Raw genomic sequence first — 21,964 nt, 5'->3', positions numbered from 1 at the left:
GCGGTGGTAACCTGACCTTTCCGCCGCGTGGGCCAATGCTGTCCCCTGCGCCCCACCTTCTTCTGTCCCGGACGTGCAATGACGCCGGAACCAGGCAGGAGACGAGTCGACGGGAGAACTCTGGTGCCCTACCAGCACGCGTTCCCACCGCCGGAGGGTCTTTACGACCCGCGCCACGAGAAGGACGCCTGCGGCGTCGCTTTCGTCGCGACCCTCACCGGAGAGGCCAGCCACGACATCGTGGCCAAGGCATTGACCGCCCTGCGCAACCTGGACCACCGCGGTGCCGCGGGTGCCGAGCCCAACTCGGGCGACGGCGCGGGCATCCTGATCCAGGTGCCGGACGCGTTCCTCCGCGCGGTCGCCGGCTTCGAGCTCCCGGCGCCCGGCAGCTACGCCGTCGGCACGGCCTTCCTCCCGGGTGACGAGGAGCAGGTCGCCAAGACCCGGCAGCGCATCGAGGAGATCGCCGTCGAGGAGGGCCTCGCGGTCATCGGCTGGCGCGACGTGCCGGTCAACCCCGACATCCTCGGCGTCATGGCGCGCGACGTCATGCCGACGTTCGCCCAGCTCTTCGTGCAGGGCGCCGGCCAGCGCATCACCGGCATGGCCCTGGAGCGGCTCGCCTTCTGCCTGCGCAAGCGCGCCGAGCGCGAGACCGACGTGTACTTCCCGTCGCTGTCCTCGCGGACCCTCGGCTACAAGGGCATGCTCACCACCGAGCAGCTCGACGAGTTCTTCCCCGACCTGCGCGACGAGCGGATGGCCTCGGCCATCGGTGTCGTGCACTCGCGGTTCTCGACCAACACCTTCCCGAGCTGGCCGCTGGCGCACCCCTTCCGGTTCATCGCGCACAACGGCGAGATCAACACCGTCATGGGCAACCGCAACTGGATGCGCGCCCGCGAGGCGCTCCTGGCCTCCGACGTGATCCCGGGCGACCTGGAGCGGCTCTTCCCGATCTGCACCCCGGGTGCGAGCGACTCGGCGTCCTTCGACGAGGTCCTCGAGCTGCTGCACCTCAGCGGCCGCTCGCTGCCGCACTCGGTGCTGATGATGATCCCCGAGGCGTGGGAGAACCACACCGAGATGGACGAGCTGAAGCGGGACTTCTACCGCTTCCACGCCGCCATGATGGAGCCGTGGGACGGCCCCGCCTCGGTCGTGTTCACCGACGGCACCCAGATCGGCGCGGTCCTGGACCGCAACGGCCTGCGGCCGTCGCGCTTCTGGGTGACCGACGACGGCCTGGTCGTGATGGCCTCCGAGGCCGGCGTGCTCGACGACATCGACCCGGCGAAGGTGGTCCGCAAGGGCCGGCTGCAGCCGGGCCGGATGTTCCTGGTCGACACCGAGGAGCACCGCATCGTCGAGGACGACGAGATCAAGTCCGCGCTCGCGGCCGAGCACCCCTACGGGGAGTGGCTGCACGCCGGCATCGTCCACCTCGACGACATCCCCGAGCGTGAGCACATCGTGCACACCCACGCCTCGGTCACGCGCCGCCAGCAGATCTTCGGCTACACCGAGGAGGAGCTGCGCATCATCCTGTCGCCGATGGCGAACACGGGTGGCGAGGCCCTCGGCTCGATGGGCACCGACTCGCCCATCGCGGCGCTGAGCGACAAGCCGCGGCTGCTGTTCGACTACTTCGCGCAGCTGTTCGCACAGGTCACCAACCCGCCGCTGGACGCCATCCGCGAGGAGCTCGTCACCTCGCTCAACGGCACCATCGGCCCGGAGTCGAACCTGCTCGAGCCGACCCCGGCCTCCTGTCGCCAGATCGTGGTGCCGTTCCCGGTCATCTCGAACGACGACCTCACCAAGATCCGCCACATCAACCGTGACGGCGACATGCCCGGCTTCGTGACCCACGTGGCCCGCGGCCTGTACGACGTCGAGGGTGGTGGCGCCGCGATGGCGGCCCGGATCGACGAGATCTGCGCCGAGGTCAGCGCCGCGATCGCCGAGGGCGCCCGCATCATCGTGCTGTCCGACCGGCACTCCACCGCCGAGCTCGCGCCGATCCCGTCGCTGCTGCTCACCGGTGCGGTGCACCACCACCTGGTCCGTGAGAAGACCCGCACCCAGGTCGGCCTGCTGGTCGAGGCCGGCGACGTCCGCGAGGTCCACCACGTCGCCCTGCTCATCGGGTACGGCGCGGCCGCGGTCAACCCGTACCTCGCCATGGAGACCGTCGAGGACCTCGCTCGCGAGGGCTACTTCGTCAAGACCGACCCCGAGGTCGCCGTCAAGAACCTGATCAAGGCGCTCGGCAAGGGCGTCGTGAAGGTGATGTCCAAGATCGGCGTGAGCACCGTGGCGTCGTACACGGGCGCGCAGATCTTCGAGGCGCTGGGCCTGTCCCAGCAGGTCGTCGACAAGTACTTCACCGGCACGACCTCCAAGCTCGGTGGCATCGACCTCGACGACATCGCCAAGGAGGTCGCGGCCCGGCACGCGACGGCCTACCCGAAGGACGGCATCGCGCCGGCCCACCGGGAGCTCGTCATCGGTGGTGAGTACCAGTGGCGTCGTGAGGGCGAGCCGCACCTGTTCAACCCGGACACGGTCTTCCGCCTGCAGCACTCCACCCGCACCGGTCGTTACGACATCTTCAAGCAGTACACGAAGCTCGTCGACGACCAGTCCGAGCGGCTGATGACGCTGCGCGGCCTGTTCAAGTTCAAGGACGCCGCGGCGTTCGGCCGGACCCCGATCGACATCAGCGAGGTCGAGCCGGTCGAGTCGATCGTCAAGCGCTTCTCCACCGGTGCGATGTCCTACGGCTCCATCTCCAAGGAGGCGCACGAGAACCTCGCGATCGCCATGAACCGGCTGGGCGCCAAGTCCAACACCGGTGAGGGTGGCGAGGACCCGGACCGTCTGTACGACCCGGAGCGCCGCTCGGCGATCAAGCAGGTCGCGTCGGGTCGCTTCGGCGTCACGTCGGAGTACCTGACCAACGCGGACGACATCCAGATCAAGATGGCGCAGGGTGCCAAGCCCGGCGAGGGTGGCCAGCTGCCCGGCAACAAGGTCTACCCGTGGGTGGCCAAGACCCGGCACAGCACGCCCGGCGTGGGCCTGATCTCCCCGCCGCCGCACCACGACATCTACTCGATCGAGGACCTGGCGCAGCTGATCCACGACCTGAAGAACGCCAACCCGGCGGCTCGGGTCCACGTCAAGCTGGTCTCCGAGGTCGGCGTCGGCACGGTCGCCGCGGGCGTCTCCAAGGCGCACGCGGACGTCGTCCTGGTCTCCGGGCACGACGGTGGCACGGGTGCCTCGCCGCTGACCTCGCTGAAGCACGCGGGCGGTCCCTGGGAGCTCGGCCTCGCCGAGACCCAGCAGACGCTGCTGCTCAACGGCCTGCGCGACCGCATCGTCGTGCAGACCGACGGCCAGCTCAAGACCGGTCGTGACGTCGTCATCGCCGCCCTGCTGGGTGCCGAGGAGTTCGGCTTCGCCACCGCTCCGCTGGTGGTGTCGGGCTGCATCCTGATGCGCGTGTGCCACCTCGACACGTGCCCGGTGGGCGTCGCCACGCAGAACCCCGTCCTGCGCGAGCGCTTCAACGGCAAGCCGGAGTTCGTCGTCAACTTCTTCGAGTTCATCGCCGAGGAGGTGCGCGAGATCCTCGCCGAGCTGGGCTTCCGGTCCATCGAGGAGGCCGTCGGCCAGGTCGAGGCGCTCGACACCCTCGACGCGATCAACCACTGGAAGGCCGCGGGCCTCGACCTGTCCCCGATCCTGCACAAGGTCGAGGTCGCCGAGACCCACTTCCCGGACCAGGCGGTGCGCAACACCGGCGTACAGGACCACGGTCTGGAGAAGTCGCTCGACGTCACCCAGCTGGTGCCGCTGGCGAAGGCCGCGATCGAGAACGGCGAGCCCGTGCGCGCGCAGCTCCCGATCCGCAACGTGAACCGCACCGTCGGCACGATCCTCGGTCACGAGGTCACCAAGAAGTACGGCGGCGCCGGCCTTCCCGACGGCACGATCGACATCACCTTCACCGGGTCGGCCGGCAACTCGTTCGGCGCGTTCCTGCCCCGCGGCATCACGCTGCGGATCGAGGGCGACGCCAACGACTACGTCGGCAAGGGCCTCTCCGGCGGACGGATCGCGATCCGGCCGGACCGGGCCTCGACGTTCAAGGCCGACGAGCACATCATCGCGGGCAACACCATCGCGTACGGCGCGACCTCGGGCGAGATGTTCGTCCGTGGCGGCGTCGGCGAGCGCTGCTGCGTGCGCAACTCGGGTGCCTCGATCGTGACCGAGGGCGTGGGCGACCACGGCTGCGAGTACATGACCGGTGGCCGCGTGGCCGTCCTGGGCAAGACCGGGCGCAACTTCGCGGCAGGCATGTCCGGCGGCATCGCCTGGGTCCTGGACCTCAAGGAGGGCCGGGTCAACAAGGAGCTCGTCGAGCTGCGCGCGGTTCCCGCCGAGCACATCGAGGAGCTCCGGTCCCTGGTCACCCGGCACTTCGAGGAGACCGGTTCCGCGGTCGCCGAGGAGCTGCTGGCCAACTGGGACGCCGCGCTGGCCCGCTTCACCGAGGTCATGCCGCGCGACTACCGCATCGTTCTCGAGACGAAGGCTGCTGCCGAGGCCGAGGGCCTCGACGAGGCCGCCGTCGCGAACCGGATCATGGAGGTGCTTCATGGCTGACCCGAAGGGCTTCCTCAAGGACGGCCGCCAGGTCGCGACCCGTCGCCCCGTCGAGGAGCGGGTCAACGACTGGAACGAGGTCTACCCCGACGGTGGCATCGGCCGCACCCTGCTGCCGATCATCACCACCCAGGCCGGGCGCTGCATGGACTGCGGCATCCCGTTCTGCCACCAGGGCTGCCCGCTGGGCAACATCATCCCGGAGTGGAACGACCTGGTCTGGCGCAACGACTGGGAGGCCGCCATCGAGCGGCTGCACGCGACCAACAACTTCCCGGAGTTCACGGGTCGCCTCTGCCCTGCTCCCTGCGAGACCGCGTGCGTGCTCGGCATCAACCAGGACCCGGTGACGATCAAGAACATCGAGGTCTCGATCATCGACAAGGCCTGGGACCAGGGCAACGTCAAGCCGCAGCCGCCGGAGTGGCTGTCGGGCAAGACGGTCGCCGTCATCGGTTCCGGCCCGGCCGGTCTCGCCGCCGCGCAGCAGCTGACCCGCGCGGGTCACACCGTCGCGGTCTACGAGCGCGCCGACCAGGCCGGTGGCCTGCTGCGCTACGGCATCCCCGAGTTCAAGATGGAGAAGTCGCAGGTCGACCGCCGTCTGGACCAGATGAAGCACGAGGGCACCGTCTTCCGCACCGGCGTCGAGGTGGGCCAGGGCGACCTGACCGCCGAGCGCCTCCGGGACCGGTACGACGCCGTGGTGCTCGCCATCGGCTCGACCGTCGCGCGGGACCTCCCGGCGCCGGGCCGGGAGCTCAAGGGCATCCACCAGGCCATGGAGTTCCTGCCGCAGGCCAACCGGGTCGCGCGCGGCGAGACTGTCGAGGACCAGATCCTCGCCACGGACAAGCACGTCGTGATCATCGGTGGCGGTGACACCGGTGCCGACTGCCTCGGCACCTCGATCCGCCAGGGCGCCACCTCGATCACCCAGCTGGAGATCATGCCGCGACCGGCCGACTCCAACGGGCAGGCCGACGACCGACCGGCGAACCAGCCGTGGCCGACGTACCCGATGATCTACCGCGTCTCCTCGGCCCACGAGGAGGGTGGCGAGCGCGTCTACGCGACCTCGACCGCCGAGTTCCTCGGCGACGAGTTCGGCAACGTGCGGGCGCTGCGGGTCACCGAGGTCGGTCCCGACTTCAAGGCGATCGAGGGCACCGAGCGCGAGATCCCGGCCGACCTGGTCCTGTTCGCGATGGGCTTCCTCGGTCCCGAGCAGCCCGGCCTGGTCGAGCAGCTCGGCGTCGAGCTCGACGAGCGCGGTAACGTCAAGCGCGACAACAGCTACGCGACCTCCGTCGACGGCGTCTTCGTCGCAGGTGACGCCGGCCGTGGCCAGTCGCTGATCGTGTGGGCGATCGCCGAGGGTCGGTCCGCCGCTGCCGCGGTGGACAAGTACCTCACCGGCTCGACCACGCTGCCGGCGCCGATCCCGCCGACGGCCCGGCCGCTGATGGTCTGACCGTACGACGAGCACCCCGGGACCCGGCCGCGAGAGCGGCCGGGTCCCGGCTTTTTAGCCATCCGGAAGGGGCCTCGGATGCCTACCGGCCAGTACGCGGCCGACTGCGTGGACGGTGCGGTGCACCACTAGGCTTCACACGTGAGACGAGCCAAGATCGTGTGCACCATCGGCCCCGCGACCAGCTCCGAGGAGAAGATCCGCGAGCTCGTGGCGGCCGGCATGAACGTCGCCCGGCTCAACATGAGCCACGGCAGCCACGAGCAGCACGCCGAGGTCTACCAGCGGGTGCGGGAAGCCGCGGCGCTCGCGGGCCAGGCGGTCGGCATCTTCGCCGACCTGCAGGGCCCGAAGATCCGCCTCGAGCGGTTCTCCGGTGGCCCGGTCCTCCTCGAGAACGGCCAGCGCTGGACGATCACCACTCGCGACGTCGACGGCAACGGCGAGATCTGCGGTACGACGTACAAGGGGCTGCCCGGCGACGTACGTCCCGGTGACCCGGTGCTGATCGACGACGGCAAGGTCCGGCTGCGTGTGCTGGAGGTCTCCGACACCGACGTGGTGACCGAGGTCGAGGTCGCCGGTAAGGTCAGCAACAACAAGGGCATCAACCTGCCCGGCGTCGCCGTGTCCGTGCCGGCGCTGTCGGAGAAGGACACCGAGGACCTGCGCTTCGCGCTCCGCCTCGGCGTCGACTTCATCGCGCTGAGCTTCGTGCGCAACGCCAAGGACGCCGAGGACGTGCGGGTGATCATGCGTGAGGAGGGCATCGAGGTGCCCGTGATCGCGAAGATCGAGAAGCCACAGGCGATCGACGCCCTGGACGAGGTGGTCGAGGCGTTCGACGGCTTCATGGTCGCGCGCGGCGACCTCGGCGTGGAGATGCCGCTGGAGGAGGTGCCCTTCCTGCAGAAGAAGGTCATCGTGGCGGCCCGCAAGAACGCCAAGCCGGTCATCGTCGCCACCCAGATGCTGGAGTCGATGATCGCGAGCCCCGCACCGACGCGCGCCGAGGCGAGCGACGTGGCGAACGCCGTGCTCGACGGAGCCGACGCGGTGATGCTGTCCGGCGAGACCGGCGTGGGGGAGTACCCCGTCGTCACGGTCGAGACGATGGCCCGGATCATCGAGGCCACCGAGGAGCACGCGCTCGTCGACGACACCTTCAGCCGGTTCGGACGGATCAAGTGGAAGCCCCGCAGCCGCGGCGGCGTCATCACCAAGGCCGCCGAGGAGGTCGCGCAGCGGGTCGAGGCGAAGCTGATCGTGGCGTTCACCCAGTCCGGTGACTCCGCCAAGCGCCTCGCGCGGCTGCGCAGCTCGATCCCGGTGCTCGCCTTCACCCCCGAGGACCGCACCTGCTCCCAACTCGCGCTGACCTGGGGCGTGCAGTCCTTCAAGACGCTGCCCGTCGAGCACACCGACGAGATGGTGCGCCAGGTCGACGAGGAGCTGCTGCGCATCGGCCGGGTCAAGGAGGACGACCTCGTCGTCATCGTGGCCGGCAGCCCGCCGGGCATCCCCGGCTCGACCAACGCCCTGCGCATCCACCGGATGGGCGACGCCATCAATGAGGTCGCCCCCGCCTACCGCCGCTCCTGAGCACCGGGAGCACGCGCCTCGCTACGTTGTCGCCACTCGACGGCCCGCTTCGCTCCTAGGCCGCCTTCGCGGCTCCGCCTTGCGATGCACGCACTCCCGGCACTCAGGATCCATAGCTGATCAGGTCTTCGGACCGATCAGGTCGTCGAGGCGGGCGACAGCCCCGCGTCGACTCACGCTGATGACGCGCGGGTTGGACTGCCGCCACGCCACGCCGGCGAGGTCGAGCGCCCAGCAGCACAGCTCGCGGATGTCGACCGAGGCGTTCGAGAACTGCCAGCGCGGATACCGGTAGGTCTTCGGCTCACCCGCGATGAGCTTCGTCGTGGAGTTCATGACCCGGCACCCGTCGGAGTGGAAGAGGCCGCGCAGGAACGGCGCCGGATGGTCCCCGACGATCGCACGCTGCCAGTCCTCGAGGACGATCGGCCGCTCGTGCTTGCGACCCGGGCCGTGCTGGGGAAAGAGGCAGGGCCAGTGCTTCCAGCCCATCGTGGTCACCACGCAGCCGGGGTGCATTCGGGTGTGCGGTCGACCGCCCGGCTTCACCGCTCTCATCAGATCGGCCAGTCGCTGGTTGTCCTCGGTGTACCGCTCGTCGTTGAAGATGTGCAGGGCGTACACGCCGCGACGTCCGAGGTCGATGTGACCGTCTCCGAGGTACCACCCGAGGAGCTCGCTGTACGCCGCCGGATCGAGGACTCCGTCCTCGCACCGCGGGCACGGAACCGAGGTGTGTGCCTGGCCGCGCGGGAGGCCGCGTCGTTGGTAGAGCCGGCGCCACCGTCGGATCGTCTTGACCGCTACGCCGTGCTTCGCGGCGTTGTCGCGGTCGAGCATGCCCGCGTCCGAGTCGGCAAGAGCAGATTCGACGATGTGTGCAGATCGGATGTGGGGCACACAACGACTGTGCGCCTCCGCGCCGACAACGCAACTCTCGGTGCCGGGTGTGGGACTTGAACCCACACGCCCTTTCGGGCAATGGTGTTTGAGACCATCGCGTCTGCCCGTTCCGCCAACCCGGCTCTGCGGCAATGTTAGAGGCCGCCGTGGACAAGGTACGCATCGGGCGCGCTGTCTCGGCCGTCGCCCGATAACCTTGCTCCGTGACCGAGACTCCCGCCCGCCGCACGGTCGTCATCGCCGAGGACGAGACGCTGATCCGGATGGACCTCGCCGAGATGCTCGTCGAGGAGGGGTACGACGTCGTCGGGCAGGCCGGCGACGGGCAGAAGGCCATCGAGCTGGCCGAGTCGCTGCGGCCCGACCTGGTCATCCTGGACGTGAAGATGCCCGTCCTGGACGGGATCGCGGCCGCCGAGGCCATCGCCGGCAAGCGGATCGCGCCCGTCGTGATGCTGACCGCCTTCTCCCAGCGCGACCTGGTCGAGCGGGCGCGCGAGGCGGGCGCGATGTCCTACATCGTCAAGCCGTTCAACCAGTCCGACCTGGTGCCGGCGATCGAGATGGCCGTCAGCCGGTTCGCCGAGATCACCCAGCTCGAGGCCGAGGTCGAGAACCTCAAGGACCGGCTCGAGACCCGCAAGGCCGTCGACCGCGCCAAGAGCATCCTGCAGGAGCAGCTCTCGCTCACCGAGCCCGAGGCGTTCCGCTGGATCCAGAAGACCGCCATGGACCTGCGCATGTCGATGCGCCAGGTCGCCGAGGGCGTCGTGTCGCACGGCGTCCCCGGCAGCTGACCGGGTTTCGTGGCCTGCGGCACTGGGGTAGGGCCCTCGAGCACGGCGCCCGCGGTGGGCGCGGCACGAAGGAGCAATCATGGGCTTTCTCTCGGAGCGTCGCATCGCGGCGACTGCTCTTCTGATCCTCAGCGTGGCGCTCGGCGGCGTCGCCGCCGTCACACCGGGCCTCACCTCGCCGGCGGCGGCCGTGACCGCATGTCGTCCGACGGACTTCACGCCTCAGATCCGCGCGGTCAAGGGAACCGCCTCGATCCAGGTCTACCGATTCAAGTCTCAGTCGTTCGGAGTGGGCGTCACCATCGTGCGTGGCCAGCGGACGACCACCAGCAAGACGACCACGCTCTATGCCCGCGTCGGCTCGCAGAGCTCTGTCGACACAGGCGCCTCGGCGACGCTGAAGAAGGTCGTGGGGATCTTCGTCAAGCTGCACGCCCAGCTCAACCTCGCGGCGTCGTACCGGACCACGAGCACGGAGACGACCACGGTGACGTCGCAGGTCACCATGCATGTCCCGGCGGGCACGACGCTGATCTGGTACAGGGCGCGTCGCTACGTCAACGGCACCTACGAGCAGTCGGTGTGCAAGTCGGACGGGCCGACGTCGTTCGGCGGGACGGTCGTCTGGCGCACCCACACCTGGAGCAGCTACGTCACCGAGGCGGCCGGTGGCACCTGGACCTGCCGGCTGAAGGCGCAGACGCCGTTCGAGCTCGCGGCCCAGCGGAAGGCGCGCTGCTTCGCGTGAGCCCGATCCGCCGCTGACGCCGACTGGCCGGTGACGCTGGCTGAGAACAGATCCGCCCAGGGCATCGGCCCTGGGCGGATCTGTCCTGTCCTGCCAGGTCAAGCGACGCCGAGGTACGCCTCCTTGATGGCCGGGTTGGCCAGCAGGTCTTTGCCGGTGCCGCTGTGGGTGATCGTGCCAGTCTCCAGGACGTAGGCACGGTCGGCGATCGAGAGCGCCTGGTTCGCGTTCTGCTCGACCAGCAGCACCGTGGTGCCCTGCTCGTTGACCTGGTTGATGATGCTGAACACCTGGCGGATGAACTGCGGCGCCAGGCCCATCGAGGGCTCGTCGAGCAGCAGCACACGCGGACGCGACATCAGCGCGCGGCCGATGGCGAGCATCTGCTGCTCGCCGCCGGACATCGTGCCGCCCTTCTGGGTACGCCGCTCCGCGACCCGCGGGAAGAGGTCGAAGACCCGGTCGAGGTCCTCCTTGACCTCCTTCTTGTCCTTGCGGCCGTAGGCGCCCATGTCGAGGTTCTCCATGACCGTCATGGCCGGGAAGATGCCGCGGCCCTCGGGCGCCAGCGAGATGCCGCGCTGGACCCGCTTGTGGCCCTTCACCTTGGTGATGTCCTCGCCGTCGAGGGTGATCGAACCGTTGGACAGGGTGAGCAGCCCGGCCACGGCACGCATCGTGCTCGTCTTCCCGGCTCCGTTCGCGCCGATCAGCGTCACGATCTCGCCCTCGTCGACCGACAGGGAGATCTCGTTGATCGCCTGGATCCGCCCGTAGTGGACGGACATGTCCTTGATCTCAAGCAGCGCCACCGTCGATCTCCTCTCCCAGGTAGGCGTTGATCACGGCCTGGTTGGCGCGGATCTCCTTGGGCAGGCCCTCGGCCAGCAGCCGTCCGAACTCCAGGACGACGATCCGGTCGGTGACCCCCATGACGAGCTTCATGTCGTGCTCGATGAGCAGCACGGTGTAGCCGTCGGCACGGATCGTGCGGATCAGCTCGCTGAGGTTCTCCTTCTCGGCCGGGTTGAAGCCGGCGGCCGGCTCGTCCAGGCAGAGGATCTTCGGGTCGGTCGCGAGCGCCCGGGCGATCTCGAGCCGGCGCTGGTGTCCGTAGGGGAGCGCGCTCGCCTTGGTCATCGCCGCCTCCGGGATGCCGACGAACTCGAGCAGCGCCATGCCGCGCTCGATCGTCTCCTTCTCCTCGCGCCGGTGCCGGGGTGCGCCGAGCATCGCGCCGAACAGGCTCGTGCCGTGCCGGGTGTCGAGCCCGACCGCGACGTTCTCCAGGGCGGTCATCTCGCCCCACAGCCGGATGTTCTGGAAGGTGCGCGCCAGGCCCATCCGGGTGATGACGTGCTGCTTCTTGCGGCGCAGGGACACCCCTTCGAGCAGGACGTCGCCGCCCGAGGGCCGGTAGACGCCCGTCATGGCGTTGAAGCAGGTCGTCTTGCCGGCACCGTTCGGGCCGATCAGGCCGAGGATCTCGCCCCGCTTGATGTCGAAGCTGACGCTGTCGAGGGCCTTGAGGCCACCGAAGGTCACCGACAGGTCGCGGATCTCGAGCAGCTTCTCGCCCTCCGCCACCGCGATCTCACGCTGCGGCGCGGCGGCCTCGGCGACCTCGGAGTCCAGCGCCGGGGGCGCTGAGGGTGCCGCGGTGTCTGGGATGACCTCGGGGATCTCGGGGGTCTGCTCGGTCACGATGCCGCCTCCTCGGGCTTGCTGGCGGTACGTCGGGCGGCGACCAGCTCGGCCGTCCGCCGTCGTGCCTGGCGGGCGTGGCTGAGCAGGTGCGACTTCGCCCCGATCAGCCCCTGGCTGCGGAAGATCATCAACAGCACCAGGGCGACGCCGAAGATGAGGTACTTGTAGTCGGCGATCGCGGTGAACCGGTTCGGGATGTAGGAGACCAGCGCGCCGCCGATGATGACCCCGAGCTTGTTGCCGGAGCCACCGAGGATCACCGCGGACAGGAAGAGCACCGAGGTGACGACGTCGAACTTCTGGTTGTTGACGAAGCCGACCTGCCCCGCGAACAAGGCGCCGGACAGACCGCCGATCGCGGCGCCGGTGCCGAAGGCCCAGATCTTGAACTTGAAGGTCGGCACGCCCATGATCTCGGCGGCGTCCTCGTCCTCGCGGATCGCGATCCAGGCGCGGCCCACCCGGCTGCGCTCGATGTTCCCGAGCAGGATCATCACCAGGATGATGATGGCCACGGTGAGCATGTACCAGGGCGTCCCGTGGTTGTTGGAGAACAGCGGCACGTTGTCGTGGGTGGGGCCCGGCGGGTGGCCGACCTCCTTGAAGCCCTGCTGCCCGCGCATCGGCGGGATCAGCGTGGCCAGCAGGCGGATGATCTCACCGAACCCGAGGGTCACGATGGCCAGGTAGTCACCGCGCAGCCTCAGGGTCGGGATGCCGAGGGCGACACCGAAGATCACCGTCACGACCATCGCGAGGGGGAGGGTCCACAGGTAGGGGATGTGGACCATGTGCGAGTCGGGGCTGGTCCAGAGCGCGGCGACGTACGAGCCGACCGCGAAGAAGCCGACGTACCCCAGGTCCAGCAGCCCTGCCTGGCCGACGACGACGTTGAGGCCGAGCGCGACGAGCGCGAAGCGCGCCATGTCGAAGCACGCGAGCGGCCAGTCGTTGCCCGGCTCGGTGGTGATGATCGGCGGGTTGATGACCGGCAGCAGGAAGATCACCAGCACGATCGGGATCAGCACCGCCCACTGGGTGAAGCGCGACCGGCTGTCCCACCAGCTGCTCAGGGCGTCGAAGCGACCGGGCTTCTTGTTGGCGTGCTCGGCGACCTCGTCGAGGTGCTGCTGCTCACCGCCGGAGCCGAGGACGGGTTCGGTGCTCATGCGCGTGCCCCCTTGCCGAGGTCGGACCCGAGCAGGCCGGTGGGCCTGACCATCAGGATCAGCACCAGCACGACGAAGCTGACCACGTCGGTCCACTGCGAGTTGCCGAGCAGGATCTGGCCGTAGTTGCCGATCAGGCCGAGCAGCAGGCCGCCGACCAGGGCGCCGCGGATGTTGCCGATGCCGCCGAGGACGGCCGCGGTGAAGGCCTTGATGCCGAGGATGAAGCCGCCGTTGTAGATGACACCCGAGGGCACCTTCATCACGTAGAACAGCGAGGCCGCGCCGGCGAGGAGTCCTCCGATGACGAAGGTGGTGACGATGATCCGCTCGCGGTCGACGCCCATCAGCGTGGCGGTGTCGGGGTCCTGCGCGACGGCGCGGATCCCGCGGCCGAGGCGGGTACGGCGGACGAACTGGTCGACCGCCACCATCATCACCAGCGCGGCGACCACGATGGTGACCTGCTGGTTGTCGACCGCGGCACCCGCGACCGTGAACAGCTGGGTCGGGAGGAACATCGTGATCGCGGGCTCGGCGTTGGCACTGCGCCACAGGTAGATCAGGTACTGGATGGCGAACGAGGCGCCGATCGCGGTGATGAGGAACGAGAGCCGCGACGCGTTGCGGGCGCGCAACGGCTTGTACGCCAGTCGTTCGAGCAGGAAGGCCACGGCGGCCGATGCCGCCATCGCCGCGATGCAGGCCGCCAACAGGCAGCCGACGAGCTGCACGATCGACAGCTGCAGCGGCGACGGACCGAAGCCGAGCGCGCTGAGCGTGAAGACGCAGGCGTAGGCACCCGAGATGAACACCTCGGAGTGGGCGAAGTTGATGAGGTTGAGCACGCCGTAGACCAGCGTGTAGCCGAGCGCCACGAGCGCATAGATCGAGCCGAAGGTGAGCCCGTCGAAGGTCACGCTCCAGAAGTTCTGCTTCAGCGACGCCCAGTCGAAGGTGATCCACTGGTTGCCGTCGATCAGGAGATGTATCACGTGTCGGATCCTCGCTTGTGACGATCAGTTGGTCACTGACGGCAGTGGGGCCGCCCGTTGTACGGGCGGCCCCACCTGGTCAGTGCTGTTGAGCCGTGGTCGGCGTCAGCCGAGCGAGCCGACGGAGACGATCTTGCCGTTCTTCACCGAGTAGGCGAAGACCGGCGTCTCGGAGAGCTCGCCGGTGCTGTCCCACTTGAGGACCTTGGACAGGCCCTGGCCGTCGTAGGACTTCACGAAGCTCTTCAGCTTGTCGCGGGTCAGGTTGCCCTTGTCGATGCCGGTGAGGAGCACGGTCGCGGCGTCGTACGCCTCGACCGAGTAGGTGCCGGGCTCGGCGTTGAACGCCGACTTGTACGCCGACTCGAACTCGGGGATGAGCTCACCGGGGAGGCACGGGCAGGTGAAGTAGGCGTTGCTCGACGCGCTGCCGGCCAGCTTGATGAACTGGTCGTCCTTGACGCCGTCCGGGCCGATGAAGGTGCCGGTGTAACCCTTGTTGACGAGCTGCTGGTCCAGCGGGGCGGCCTCGGCGTAGTAGCCGGAGTAGAAGACCGCGTCCGGCTTGGCGTTCATCACCTTGGAGACGACGGCCGAGAAGTCCTTCTGGCCGGTGGTGACCTTGTCGGTGCCGACGACCATGCTGCCGAGAGCCTTCTGGGCCGTGGTCGACAGGCCGATGCCGTAGTCGGAGTCGTCCTGGATGACGTAGACCTTGCTCTCGCCGAGCTTGTCGGCGAGCGCCTTGACCGCCGGGCCCTGGACGTTGTCGTTGCCGAGCGCGCGGTAGAAGGTGGTCCAGCCGTTCTGCGTCAGCTGCGGGTTGGTGGCCGACGGGGTGATATGGACGAGGCCGGCCTGCTCGAAGATGTTGCCGGTTGCCTGGGACTCGCCCGAGAACGGCAGGCCGACGACACCGATGATGTTCTTGTCGTTGGTCGCCTGGGTCACCGGGCCGGTCGCCTTGTCGGGGTCGCCCTCGGTGTCGTACTTCTTGAACTGCACCTGGCAGTTCGGGTTGGCCTTGTTGTGCTGGGTGATGGCCAGCTGCACACCGTTGTAGATGTTGATGCCGAGCTGGGCGTTCGGGCCGGTCTCGGCGCCGATGTAGGCCAGCGTGGTGCCGCTCGGGCAGGAGGCCTTCCCGTCGCCGGCGGGCTTCGCGGCGTTGGCCGGCACCTGGATCGACGTCTGGACGGGAAGGTCCTTGGCGTTGCCGCCGGTGTCCGTCGTCGACTTGGTGCCGCAACCGGTCGCCGCGAGGGCGACGGCGCTGAGTGCAGCGGCGTACTTGAACGATTGCCTCATCTGATCTCCGTGTGTCCGGCCCTGGGGTCGACCGACCTGTGCGGGCGTTGTCATCGCTCGGCAGACTCGCCGGGCGTCGGGGGAGTGTCAAGGATCACGGCCGCGTCGTGACCGAGTCGTGACACGGTTTCGAGCAGGTGAACCGCCGTGCGACCGTCGGGCTCACAGGACCTTCGACAAGAAGGCCTGGGTCCGCTCGTGCTGCGGGTTGGCCAGCACCTCGCGCGGGTCGCCCTCCTCGACGACCACACCGCCGTCCATGAAGACCAGACGGTCGCCCACCTCGCGGGCGAAGCCCATCTCGTGGGTCACGACCATCATCGTCATGCCCTCGGCGGCCAGGCTCTTCATCACCTCGAGCACGTCGCCGACGAGCTCCGGGTCCAGGGCGCTGGTCGGCTCGTCGAACAGCATCATGTCCGGGTTCATCGACAGCGCCCGTGCGATCGCGACGCGCTGCTGCTGACCACCGGACAGCTGGCCGGGATAGGACTTCTCCTTCTCGGCCAGCCCGACCTTCGCCAGGTTCGCGCGCGCGACCTCGATCGCCTCGGCCTTCTTGCGGCCGCGCACCCTCCGCTGGGCGAGCGTCAGGTTCTGCAGCACGGTGAGGTGCGAGAACAGGTTGAACTGCTGGAACACCATGCCGATCCGCGAGCGGACCAGGTTGAGGTCGGTCTCCGGGTCGCAGATGTCGATGCCCTCGACCAGGATCTCCCCGGAGGTCGGCTCCTCGAGCCGGTTGACGCACCGCAGCAGCGTCGACTTGCCCGAACCGGACGGGCCGATGACGCAGACGACCTGCCCCGGGTCGACCTGGAAGTCGATGCCCTTGAGCACCTCGTGCTTGCCGTAGTACTTGTGCAGGTTCCGCACGGCGATCGCTGCCGTGCCCGGTGTCGTGCCGTCGATCGTCATCGCACAGCCCTCCGCTGTCGGCGCTCCAGCCAGGCCACTGTCTGGGTGAGTGGGAGAGTGATCACCAGGTACAGCAGCGCCGCCTGGATGAGACTGGTCGAGGTGCCGGCCGAGGGTCCGCCGTTGACGAAGTCGTTGGCCACCGAGGTGAGCTCGCGCTGGCTGAGCTCGATGCCGACCGCGGTCGACAGCAGCGCGGTGTCCTTGATCAGGGCCACGAACTCGTTGGTCAGCGGCGGTACGACGATCCGGAACGCCTGGGGGAGCACGATCCGCAGCGTGGTGCTCACCGAGCTCATGCCCAGCGAGCGCGCCGCCTCGACCTGCCCGGGAGGCACCGCCTGGATGCCGGCCCGCATGGTCTCGGCCATGTAGGCGCTCGCCACCAGGATCAGGCCGACCAGGCCGGCCCCGACCGGTCCGCCCGGCGGGTGCCAGCCGAAGGCGATCGGGATGCCGGTCGAGCAGAAGCCCATGACGAGCAGCGCCGGGAGGCCTCGGAAGAACTCGATGTAGGTCGTGGCGAGCCACCGGTACGGCGCCGCCGGTGCCTGGCGCATCAGGGCCATCCCCACGCCGATCACCAGGCCGCCCCCGAAGGCGATCGCGGTGTACTTCAGCGTGTTCACGATGCCCGTCGTGATCAGGTCGGGCCAGTTGCTGTCCTTGTTGAACGCGACGCCGTCGTGGTTCCAGAAGTTGAACTTGATCGTCTGCCAGTTCGCCACCAGCGCGAGCGCCACGAGGGCGGCCACGAAGACGGCGTACAGGGCAAGCGTCGACAGCCTGCGCTTGGTCGTGCGCTTCACAGGATCGCCTCGGAGGTCGTCAGCTGGCCTTGAAGTACTTGTCCCAGGTCTTCTGGTAGGTCCCGTCCTTCTTCAGCGCGTCCAACGCCGAGTTGACGTCCTTCAGCAGCTGGGCGTTGCCCTTCTTGACGGCGAAGCCGTACTGCTCGCCGGTCTTGTAGGTCTGCACGACGGTGTACTTGCCGTCCTTGGTGTGGACCAGGTTCACGGGGAGGTCCTGGAGCAGCGCGTCGACCTGACCGGCCAGCAGCGCCTGGTACTCCTGCGGGTCGGTGCCGTAGCCGATGATCGTCTCGCCGGGCTGCTTGTTGTCGTTGGCGTAGGTCTCGCCGGTCGTCTCCTTCTGGACGCCCAGCTTCTTGCCCGCAAGGTCGGTGATCGTCTTGATGGAGCTGCCGACAGGCACCAGCAGGGACTGCTCGGCGTCGTAGTAGGGCTCGCTGAAGTCGAGCACCTTGGCACGGTCGGGCTCGATCGACATCGCCGAGGCGACCAGGTCGCAGGTGCCGGCGTTGAGGGCGGCGCCGCTCTTGAGCTGGCCGAACGGGGTGCGCTTGATGGTGAGGGACAGGTTCATCTTCTTGGCGATGTCGCTGACCAGGTCGATGTCGAAGCCGGTGTAGCCCGAGGGGGAGGACTTGTCGATGTCCTCGAACGGGGCGTAGGGGATGTCGGAGCAGACCGTGAGCGTGCCGGCCTGGATGATCGAGGCGCCGGACGAGGTGGTGGCCGCCTTCGAGCCGCACCCCGCGAGGGAGATGGCGGCGAGGACCACGGCAGGCAGGGCGACGAGGCGTGACTTGGACATGCGCGACACCCTAGACCCGGGACCCTCCGCCAGGCGCTCCACGTCACAGAGATGTTCGGCAATCGTGACCAACCCTTGCACTGCCGAGCAGGGCCGGGCGTAGGCTCTCGCCCATGAGTCGCAGCCCCCTCGTCACGCGGATCGCACGGCGTGAGGACGCGGCGGCACTGGTCGAGCTGTGGAGCGACGTGCTGCGTCGTACGGACCCGTCCGACCAGGTGGCGGACCTCGAGCTCGTCATCAAGCAGGCGGCCGCGTCGCCAGAGCAGAGGCTCGTCGTCGTCGAGTACGACGGACAGCTCGCCGGCGCCGTGTACCTGCGCCTGACCACGCTCTCGCCGATCAACCTCGAGCCCTGCGTCCAGTCCGTCCAGCCGCGCGTGCTGCCGCACCTGCGCCGTCACGGCGTCGGCCGCGCGCTGATGGATGCGGCGACGACGTACGCCGAGGAGAACGGGCTGCTCCACGTCACGACCGCCGTGCCGTCGACGTCGCGCGAGGCGAACCGGTTCATGGCGCGGCTCGGATTCGGCCCGGTCGCGACGATCCGGCTCGCGACCACTTCGGTGGTCCGGCAGCGGATCACCCCGCCGACCGCCACCGACCGGGGCCTGAACAAGGTCCTCGCGGCGCGTCGCTCGCAGCGCCGGGCGGCGCGGGCCGCTGTCGAGCGGATCGCGCTCGTCGACTTCGACTGAGGCCGGCGGGGTCAGCCCGCGGGAGGGGCGTCGATCAGGGCGCAGGTGATCCGCGACGTGCAGACCCGCTTGCCCTGCTCGTTGGTGATGACCACCTCGAAGGCCGCGCTGCTGCGGCCGAGGTGGATGGCGGTCGCCGTACCCGTCACGACGCCGGACGTGGCCGCGCGGTGGTGGGTGGCGTTGATGTCCACGCCGACCGCGACCTTGCCCATCGTGCCGGCGTGCAGCGCGGAGCCCACCGAGCCCAGGGTCTCGGCGAGCGCGACGGACGCGCCGCCGTGCAGCAGGCCGTAGGGCTGGGTGTTGCCGACGACCGGCATGGTCCCGACGACCCGTTCGGGCGAGGCCTCCACGACGGTCACGTCCAGCTTGTCGTTGAGCGCGCCGCGGGTGAGGTTGAGCTGCTCGATCAGGTCATCGTTCTCGGCCATGCGGCCGACGTTAGTGTCCGTGGCGCTCGGTAGAGTCGCCGGGTGCCCAGGCTGCTGCTCCTCGACGGTCACTCGCTCGCCTACCGTGCGTTCTTCGCGCTGCCCGTCGAGAACTTCTCGACCGCGACCGGGCAGAACACGAACGCCGTCTACGGCTTCACCTCGATGCTCGTCAACGTGCTGCGCGACGAGCAGCCGACGCACGTCGCGGTGGCCTTCGACGTCTCGCGGCAGACCTTCCGCACCGAGGAGTACTCCGAGTACAAGGCGAAGCGGAACAAGACGCCGGGGGAGTTCAGCAGCCAGCTGCCGCTGATCGAGAGGATGCTGACCAGCTTCTCGATCCCGTTCCTCAAGTCCGAGGGTTTCGAGGCCGACGACATCATCGCCACCCTCGTCACCCAGTCGCTCGCCGAGGTGGACGACCTCGAGATCCTGATCCTCACCGGTGACCGCGACTCGATCCAGCTCGTCACCGACCGCTCCACGGTCCTGTACCCCATGCGCGGCGTCTCCGACCTGGCCCGGTTGACCCCGGCGGCGGTCGAGGAGAAGTACGGCGTCCCGCCGCACCGCTACCCCGAGCTCGCGGCGATCGTGGGGGAGACCTCCGACAACCTGCCGGGCGTCCCGGGGGTGGGGGCCGGGTTCGCGGCCAAGTGGATCAACACCTACGACGGCCTCGACAACGTGATCACCCACGCCGACAAGATCACCGGCAAGAAGGGCGAGTCGCTCCGCGAGCACCTCGGCGACGTGATCCGCAACCGCCGGCTCAACGCGCTCGTGCGCGACCTCGACCTCGGTGTCACCGTCGAGGACCTGGTCCGGCGCGAGTGGGACCGGTCCTCGGCGCTCGAGCTGCTCGACGAGCTGGAGTTCCGCGGTGAGCTCCGCACCCGGATCATGGACGTCGTCGCACCCGCCGAGGACGTGCAGGTCGAGGCCGGCGTCGAGCTCGACGGCGTGGCCCTCGCCGAGGGCGAGGTGGCGGGCTGGCTCGCCGATGTGGCCGGCCAGACGGTCGGCCTCAGCGTCCAGGGCAGCTGGGGCAGCGGCACCGGCCGGGTGACGGGCATCGGGCTGGCGCTGGCCGACGGGCGCGCGGCGTACGTCGACGTCGAGCACCTCAGCCCCGCGGACGACGCCGCGCTCGCGACCTGGCTGGCCGACCCGGCGCAGCCGAAGGTGCTGCACGCGGCGAAGGGTCCGCTCGTCGCGCTGGCCGCCCACGGCTGGACGCTCGCGGGCGTGGTCGAGGACACCGCGCTGGCGGCGTACCTCGTCGCTCCGGACCAGCGGTCCTACGACCTCGCCGACCTGACCCTGCGCTACCTGCACCGCGAGCTCACCACGAGCGAGGACCCCGACCAGGGCGAGCTGCTCTTCGACGACAGCGGCGACCAGGCCGGTGTCGCGACGGACGCCATGGTGCAGGCGCGCGCCACGCTCGACCTGTCCGCCGAGCTGGCCGACCAGGTCGCCAAGGCCGGCGGCAAGCAGCTGCTCACCGACGTCGAGCTGCCGCTGGTGGGCATCCTGGCCGGGATGGAGCAGACCGGCATCGCCGTCGACACCGAGCACCTCGAAGGGCTGGAGAGCCACTTCGCGACGCTGGTGCGGGAGGAGGCCGAGGCGGCGTACGCCGTCATTGGCCGGGAGATCAACCTGGGCTCGCCCAAGCAGCTGCAGGTGGTGCTCTTCGACGAGCTCGGGATGCCCAAGACCAAGCGCACCAAGACCGGCTACACCACCGACGCCGACGCGCTGCAGGGGCTGTTCGCGCAGACCGAGCACCCGTTCCTGCTGCACCTGCTGCGCCACCGCGAGGTGATCCGGCTGCGGCAGACCATCGAGGGGCTGCTCAAGACCGTCCAGCCCGACGGCCGGATCCACACGACCTTCCACCAGACGATCGCAGCGACGGGCCGGCTCTCCAGCACCGAGCCGAACCTGCAGAACATCCCGGTCCGCACCGAGGAGGGCCGCCGGATCCGGGAGAGCTTCGTGGTCGGAGCCGGCTACGAGGCGCTGATGACCGCCGACTACAGCCAGATCGAGATGCGGATCATGGCGCACCTGTCCGAGGACGACCTGCTCATCGAGGCGTTCCGGTCGGGCCAGGACTTCCACACGATCACCGCTCGGCGCGTGTTCGGCGTGCCCGACGACGTCGACGTCTCGCCCGAGCAGCGCGCGAAGATCAAGGCGATGAACTACGGCCTGGCCTACGGGCTCTCGGCGTTCGGCCTGTCCCAGCAGCTCGGCATCGAGCCGAGCGAGGCGCGCGGGCTGATGGATGAGTACTTCCAGACCTTCGGAGGGGTCCGCGACTACCTGGGCGGCGTCGTCGACGAGGCGCGCAGCACCGGGTTCACCGAGACGATCATGGGGCGGCGCCGCTACCTGCCGGACCTGACCTCCGACAACCGGCAGCGGCGCGAGATGGCCGAGCGGATGGCCCTCAACGCCCCGATCCAGGGCTCGGCCGCCGACCTGATCAAGGTCGCGATGCTGAAGACCCGGGCCGCGATGGCCGAGGCCGGGCTGGCCTCACGGATGTTGCTCCAGGTGCACGACGAGCTCGTGTTCGAGGTGGCGTCGGGGGAGCGGGAGACGCTCGAGGCGCTGGTGCGCGAGCAGATGGGCTCCGCCGCCGACCTGGCCGTGCCGCTGGACGTCTCGGTCGGGACCGGGCGGTCCTGGCACGACGCGGCCCACTGATTCGTTCGGCGCGAGCGCGTCGCCGCTGATCGGTGTCTCCCGGGGTCATCGCCGTCACTTCGTTCCGGTGAGGACCCCGGCTCGACACCGGCGGCGCCGCGCTGCCGCGCTCGCGGTCGGCGTCGGTAGGTCCCGCCCATTCGTGGCGGCACGCCTTCGCGGGCGCGGACTACTTCGCGGGCGCGGA

17 protein-coding genes and 1 tRNA gene are annotated in these 21,964 nt (G+C 69.1%); 7 read left to right on the top strand and 11 right to left on the bottom strand.

Features of this window, described 5'->3' with window-relative positions; genetic code table 11:
- The first annotated feature begins 123 nt into the window (after positions 1–123).
- The 3 genes from gltB (at position 124) to pyk (ending at position 7,759) form a co-directional block, all read left to right on the top strand.
- Entirely contained in the window at positions 124–4,683 is a 4,560-nt protein-coding gene (gene gltB / locus ACYVAQ_RS10325; protein ID WP_460788983.1) for a glutamate synthase large subunit, read from the top strand.
- Positions 4,676–6,157 (top strand): glutamate synthase subunit beta, encoded by a 1,482-nt coding sequence (locus tag ACYVAQ_RS10320; protein WP_460788981.1) that lies wholly within the window; start codon positions 4,676–4,678, stop codon positions 6,155–6,157. Before gltB ends, ACYVAQ_RS10320 begins: the two co-directional genes overlap by 8 nt.
- Before the next feature lie 141 nt (positions 6,158–6,298).
- Positions 6,299–7,759: a pyruvate kinase gene (pyk, locus tag ACYVAQ_RS10315; protein ID WP_460788979.1), complete on the top strand. Its 1,461-nt coding sequence runs from the start codon at positions 6,299–6,301 to the stop codon at positions 7,757–7,759.
- 120 nt (positions 7,760–7,879) lie between these two features.
- Here pyk and ACYVAQ_RS10310 read toward each other — a convergent pair whose 3' ends face one another.
- Both ACYVAQ_RS10310 and ACYVAQ_RS10305 read right to left on the bottom strand, forming a co-directional pair.
- Complete coding sequence (locus ACYVAQ_RS10310) at positions 7,880–8,599, bottom strand: transcriptional regulator (RefSeq protein WP_460788977.1); 720 nt, start codon at positions 8,597–8,599, stop codon at positions 7,880–7,882.
- 101 nt (positions 8,600–8,700) lie between these two features.
- Positions 8,701–8,784: transfer RNA gene (locus ACYVAQ_RS10305), tRNA-Leu, on the bottom strand.
- Between the two features lie 81 nt (positions 8,785–8,865).
- Between ACYVAQ_RS10305 and ACYVAQ_RS10300 the strand changes: the two genes are divergently transcribed.
- Positions 8,866–9,459: an ANTAR domain-containing response regulator gene (locus ACYVAQ_RS10300; RefSeq protein WP_460788974.1), complete on the top strand. Its 594-nt coding sequence runs from the start codon at positions 8,866–8,868 to the stop codon at positions 9,457–9,459.
- 79 nt (positions 9,460–9,538) lie between these two features.
- Positions 9,539–10,207 carry a hypothetical protein gene (locus ACYVAQ_RS10295; protein ID WP_460788972.1) on the top strand — a complete coding sequence of 223 codons (669 nt, stop codon included), beginning with the start codon at positions 9,539–9,541 and terminating at the stop codon, positions 10,205–10,207.
- 98 nt (positions 10,208–10,305) lie between these two features.
- Here ACYVAQ_RS10295 and ACYVAQ_RS10290 read toward each other — a convergent pair whose 3' ends face one another.
- The 8 genes from ACYVAQ_RS10290 to ACYVAQ_RS10255 form a co-directional block, all read right to left on the bottom strand.
- Entirely contained in the window at positions 10,306–11,019 is a 714-nt protein-coding gene (locus tag ACYVAQ_RS10290; RefSeq protein WP_460788969.1) for an ABC transporter ATP-binding protein, read from the bottom strand.
- On the bottom strand, positions 11,006–11,911 hold the full coding sequence (locus ACYVAQ_RS10285; protein ID WP_460788968.1) for an ABC transporter ATP-binding protein: 906 nt from the start codon (positions 11,909–11,911) through the stop codon (positions 11,006–11,008). Before ACYVAQ_RS10285 ends, ACYVAQ_RS10290 begins: the two co-directional genes overlap by 14 nt.
- A complete protein-coding gene (locus ACYVAQ_RS10280) occupies positions 11,908–13,083 on the bottom strand; it encodes a branched-chain amino acid ABC transporter permease (protein ID WP_460788967.1) in 1,176 nt (391 codons plus the stop codon). The genes ACYVAQ_RS10285 and ACYVAQ_RS10280 overlap by 4 nt, the downstream gene beginning before the upstream one ends.
- Complete coding sequence (locus ACYVAQ_RS10275) at positions 13,080–14,078, bottom strand: branched-chain amino acid ABC transporter permease (protein ID WP_460788964.1); 999 nt, start codon at positions 14,076–14,078, stop codon at positions 13,080–13,082. Before ACYVAQ_RS10275 ends, ACYVAQ_RS10280 begins: the two co-directional genes overlap by 4 nt.
- Positions 14,079–14,183: 105 nt before the next feature.
- Positions 14,184–15,386 carry a branched-chain amino acid ABC transporter substrate-binding protein gene (locus ACYVAQ_RS10270; RefSeq protein ID WP_460788961.1) on the bottom strand — a complete coding sequence of 401 codons (1,203 nt, stop codon included), beginning with the start codon at positions 15,384–15,386 and terminating at the stop codon, positions 14,184–14,186.
- Between the two features lie 162 nt (positions 15,387–15,548).
- The gene (locus ACYVAQ_RS10265; RefSeq protein ID WP_460788959.1) at positions 15,549–16,304 is read right to left on the bottom strand and encodes an amino acid ABC transporter ATP-binding protein; all 756 of its coding nucleotides are present in this window, start codon (positions 16,302–16,304) and stop codon (positions 15,549–15,551) included.
- Positions 16,301–17,113 carry an amino acid ABC transporter permease gene (locus ACYVAQ_RS10260; RefSeq protein WP_460788957.1) on the bottom strand — a complete coding sequence of 271 codons (813 nt, stop codon included), beginning with the start codon at positions 17,111–17,113 and terminating at the stop codon, positions 16,301–16,303. The genes ACYVAQ_RS10265 and ACYVAQ_RS10260 overlap by 4 nt, the downstream gene beginning before the upstream one ends.
- A 19-nt stretch (positions 17,114–17,132) precedes the next feature.
- Complete coding sequence (locus tag ACYVAQ_RS10255; protein WP_460788955.1) at positions 17,133–17,921, bottom strand: ABC transporter substrate-binding protein; 789 nt, start codon at positions 17,919–17,921, stop codon at positions 17,133–17,135.
- Between the two features lie 113 nt (positions 17,922–18,034).
- On the opposite strand from ACYVAQ_RS10255, the gene ACYVAQ_RS10250 reads away from it, so the two are divergent.
- Complete coding sequence (locus ACYVAQ_RS10250) at positions 18,035–18,619, top strand: GNAT family N-acetyltransferase (RefSeq protein WP_460788953.1); 585 nt, start codon at positions 18,035–18,037, stop codon at positions 18,617–18,619.
- A gap of 11 nt (positions 18,620–18,630) precedes the next feature.
- Here the strand turns inward: ACYVAQ_RS10250 and ACYVAQ_RS10245 are convergent, their stop codons facing one another.
- Positions 18,631–19,053, bottom strand: a complete 423-nt coding sequence (locus ACYVAQ_RS10245; protein ID WP_460788951.1) for a hotdog fold thioesterase — start codon at positions 19,051–19,053, stop codon at positions 18,631–18,633.
- Between the two features lie 42 nt (positions 19,054–19,095).
- On the opposite strand from ACYVAQ_RS10245, the gene polA reads away from it, so the two are divergent.
- Positions 19,096–21,777: a DNA polymerase I gene (polA, locus tag ACYVAQ_RS10240; RefSeq protein WP_460788949.1), complete on the top strand. Its 2,682-nt coding sequence runs from the start codon at positions 19,096–19,098 to the stop codon at positions 21,775–21,777.
- The last annotated feature ends 187 nt before the right edge of the window (positions 21,778–21,964 follow it).

Source organism: Nocardioides maradonensis (assembly GCF_054777115.1).
This window is presented reverse-complemented; position numbering and strand designations above follow the sequence as displayed.

What these genes read in the sequence shown, in the direction of transcription:
- ACYVAQ_RS10310 (WP_460788977.1), bottom strand. Translation starts at nt 8,599, where the DNA reads ATGCTCGACCGCGACAACGCCGCGAAGCACGGCGTAGCGGTCAAGACG.
- ACYVAQ_RS10255 (WP_460788955.1), bottom strand. Translation starts at nt 17,921, where the DNA reads ATGTCCAAGTCACGCCTCGTCGCCCTGCCTGCCGTGGTCCTCGCCGCC.
- ACYVAQ_RS10280 (WP_460788967.1), bottom strand. Translation starts at nt 13,083, where the DNA reads ATGAGCACCGAACCCGTCCTCGGCTCCGGCGGTGAGCAGCAGCACCTC.
- ACYVAQ_RS10265 (WP_460788959.1), bottom strand. Translation starts at nt 16,304, where the DNA reads ATGACGATCGACGGCACGACACCGGGCACGGCAGCGATCGCCGTGCGG.
- ACYVAQ_RS10295 (WP_460788972.1), top strand. Translation starts at nt 9,539, where the DNA reads ATGGGCTTTCTCTCGGAGCGTCGCATCGCGGCGACTGCTCTTCTGATC.
- ACYVAQ_RS10320 (WP_460788981.1), top strand. Translation starts at nt 4,676, where the DNA reads ATGGCTGACCCGAAGGGCTTCCTCAAGGACGGCCGCCAGGTCGCGACC.
- ACYVAQ_RS10245 (WP_460788951.1), bottom strand. Translation starts at nt 19,053, where the DNA reads ATGGCCGAGAACGATGACCTGATCGAGCAGCTCAACCTCACCCGCGGC.
- ACYVAQ_RS10270 (WP_460788961.1), bottom strand. Translation starts at nt 15,386, where the DNA reads ATGAGGCAATCGTTCAAGTACGCCGCTGCACTCAGCGCCGTCGCCCTC.
- ACYVAQ_RS10250 (WP_460788953.1), top strand. Translation starts at nt 18,035, where the DNA reads ATGAGTCGCAGCCCCCTCGTCACGCGGATCGCACGGCGTGAGGACGCG.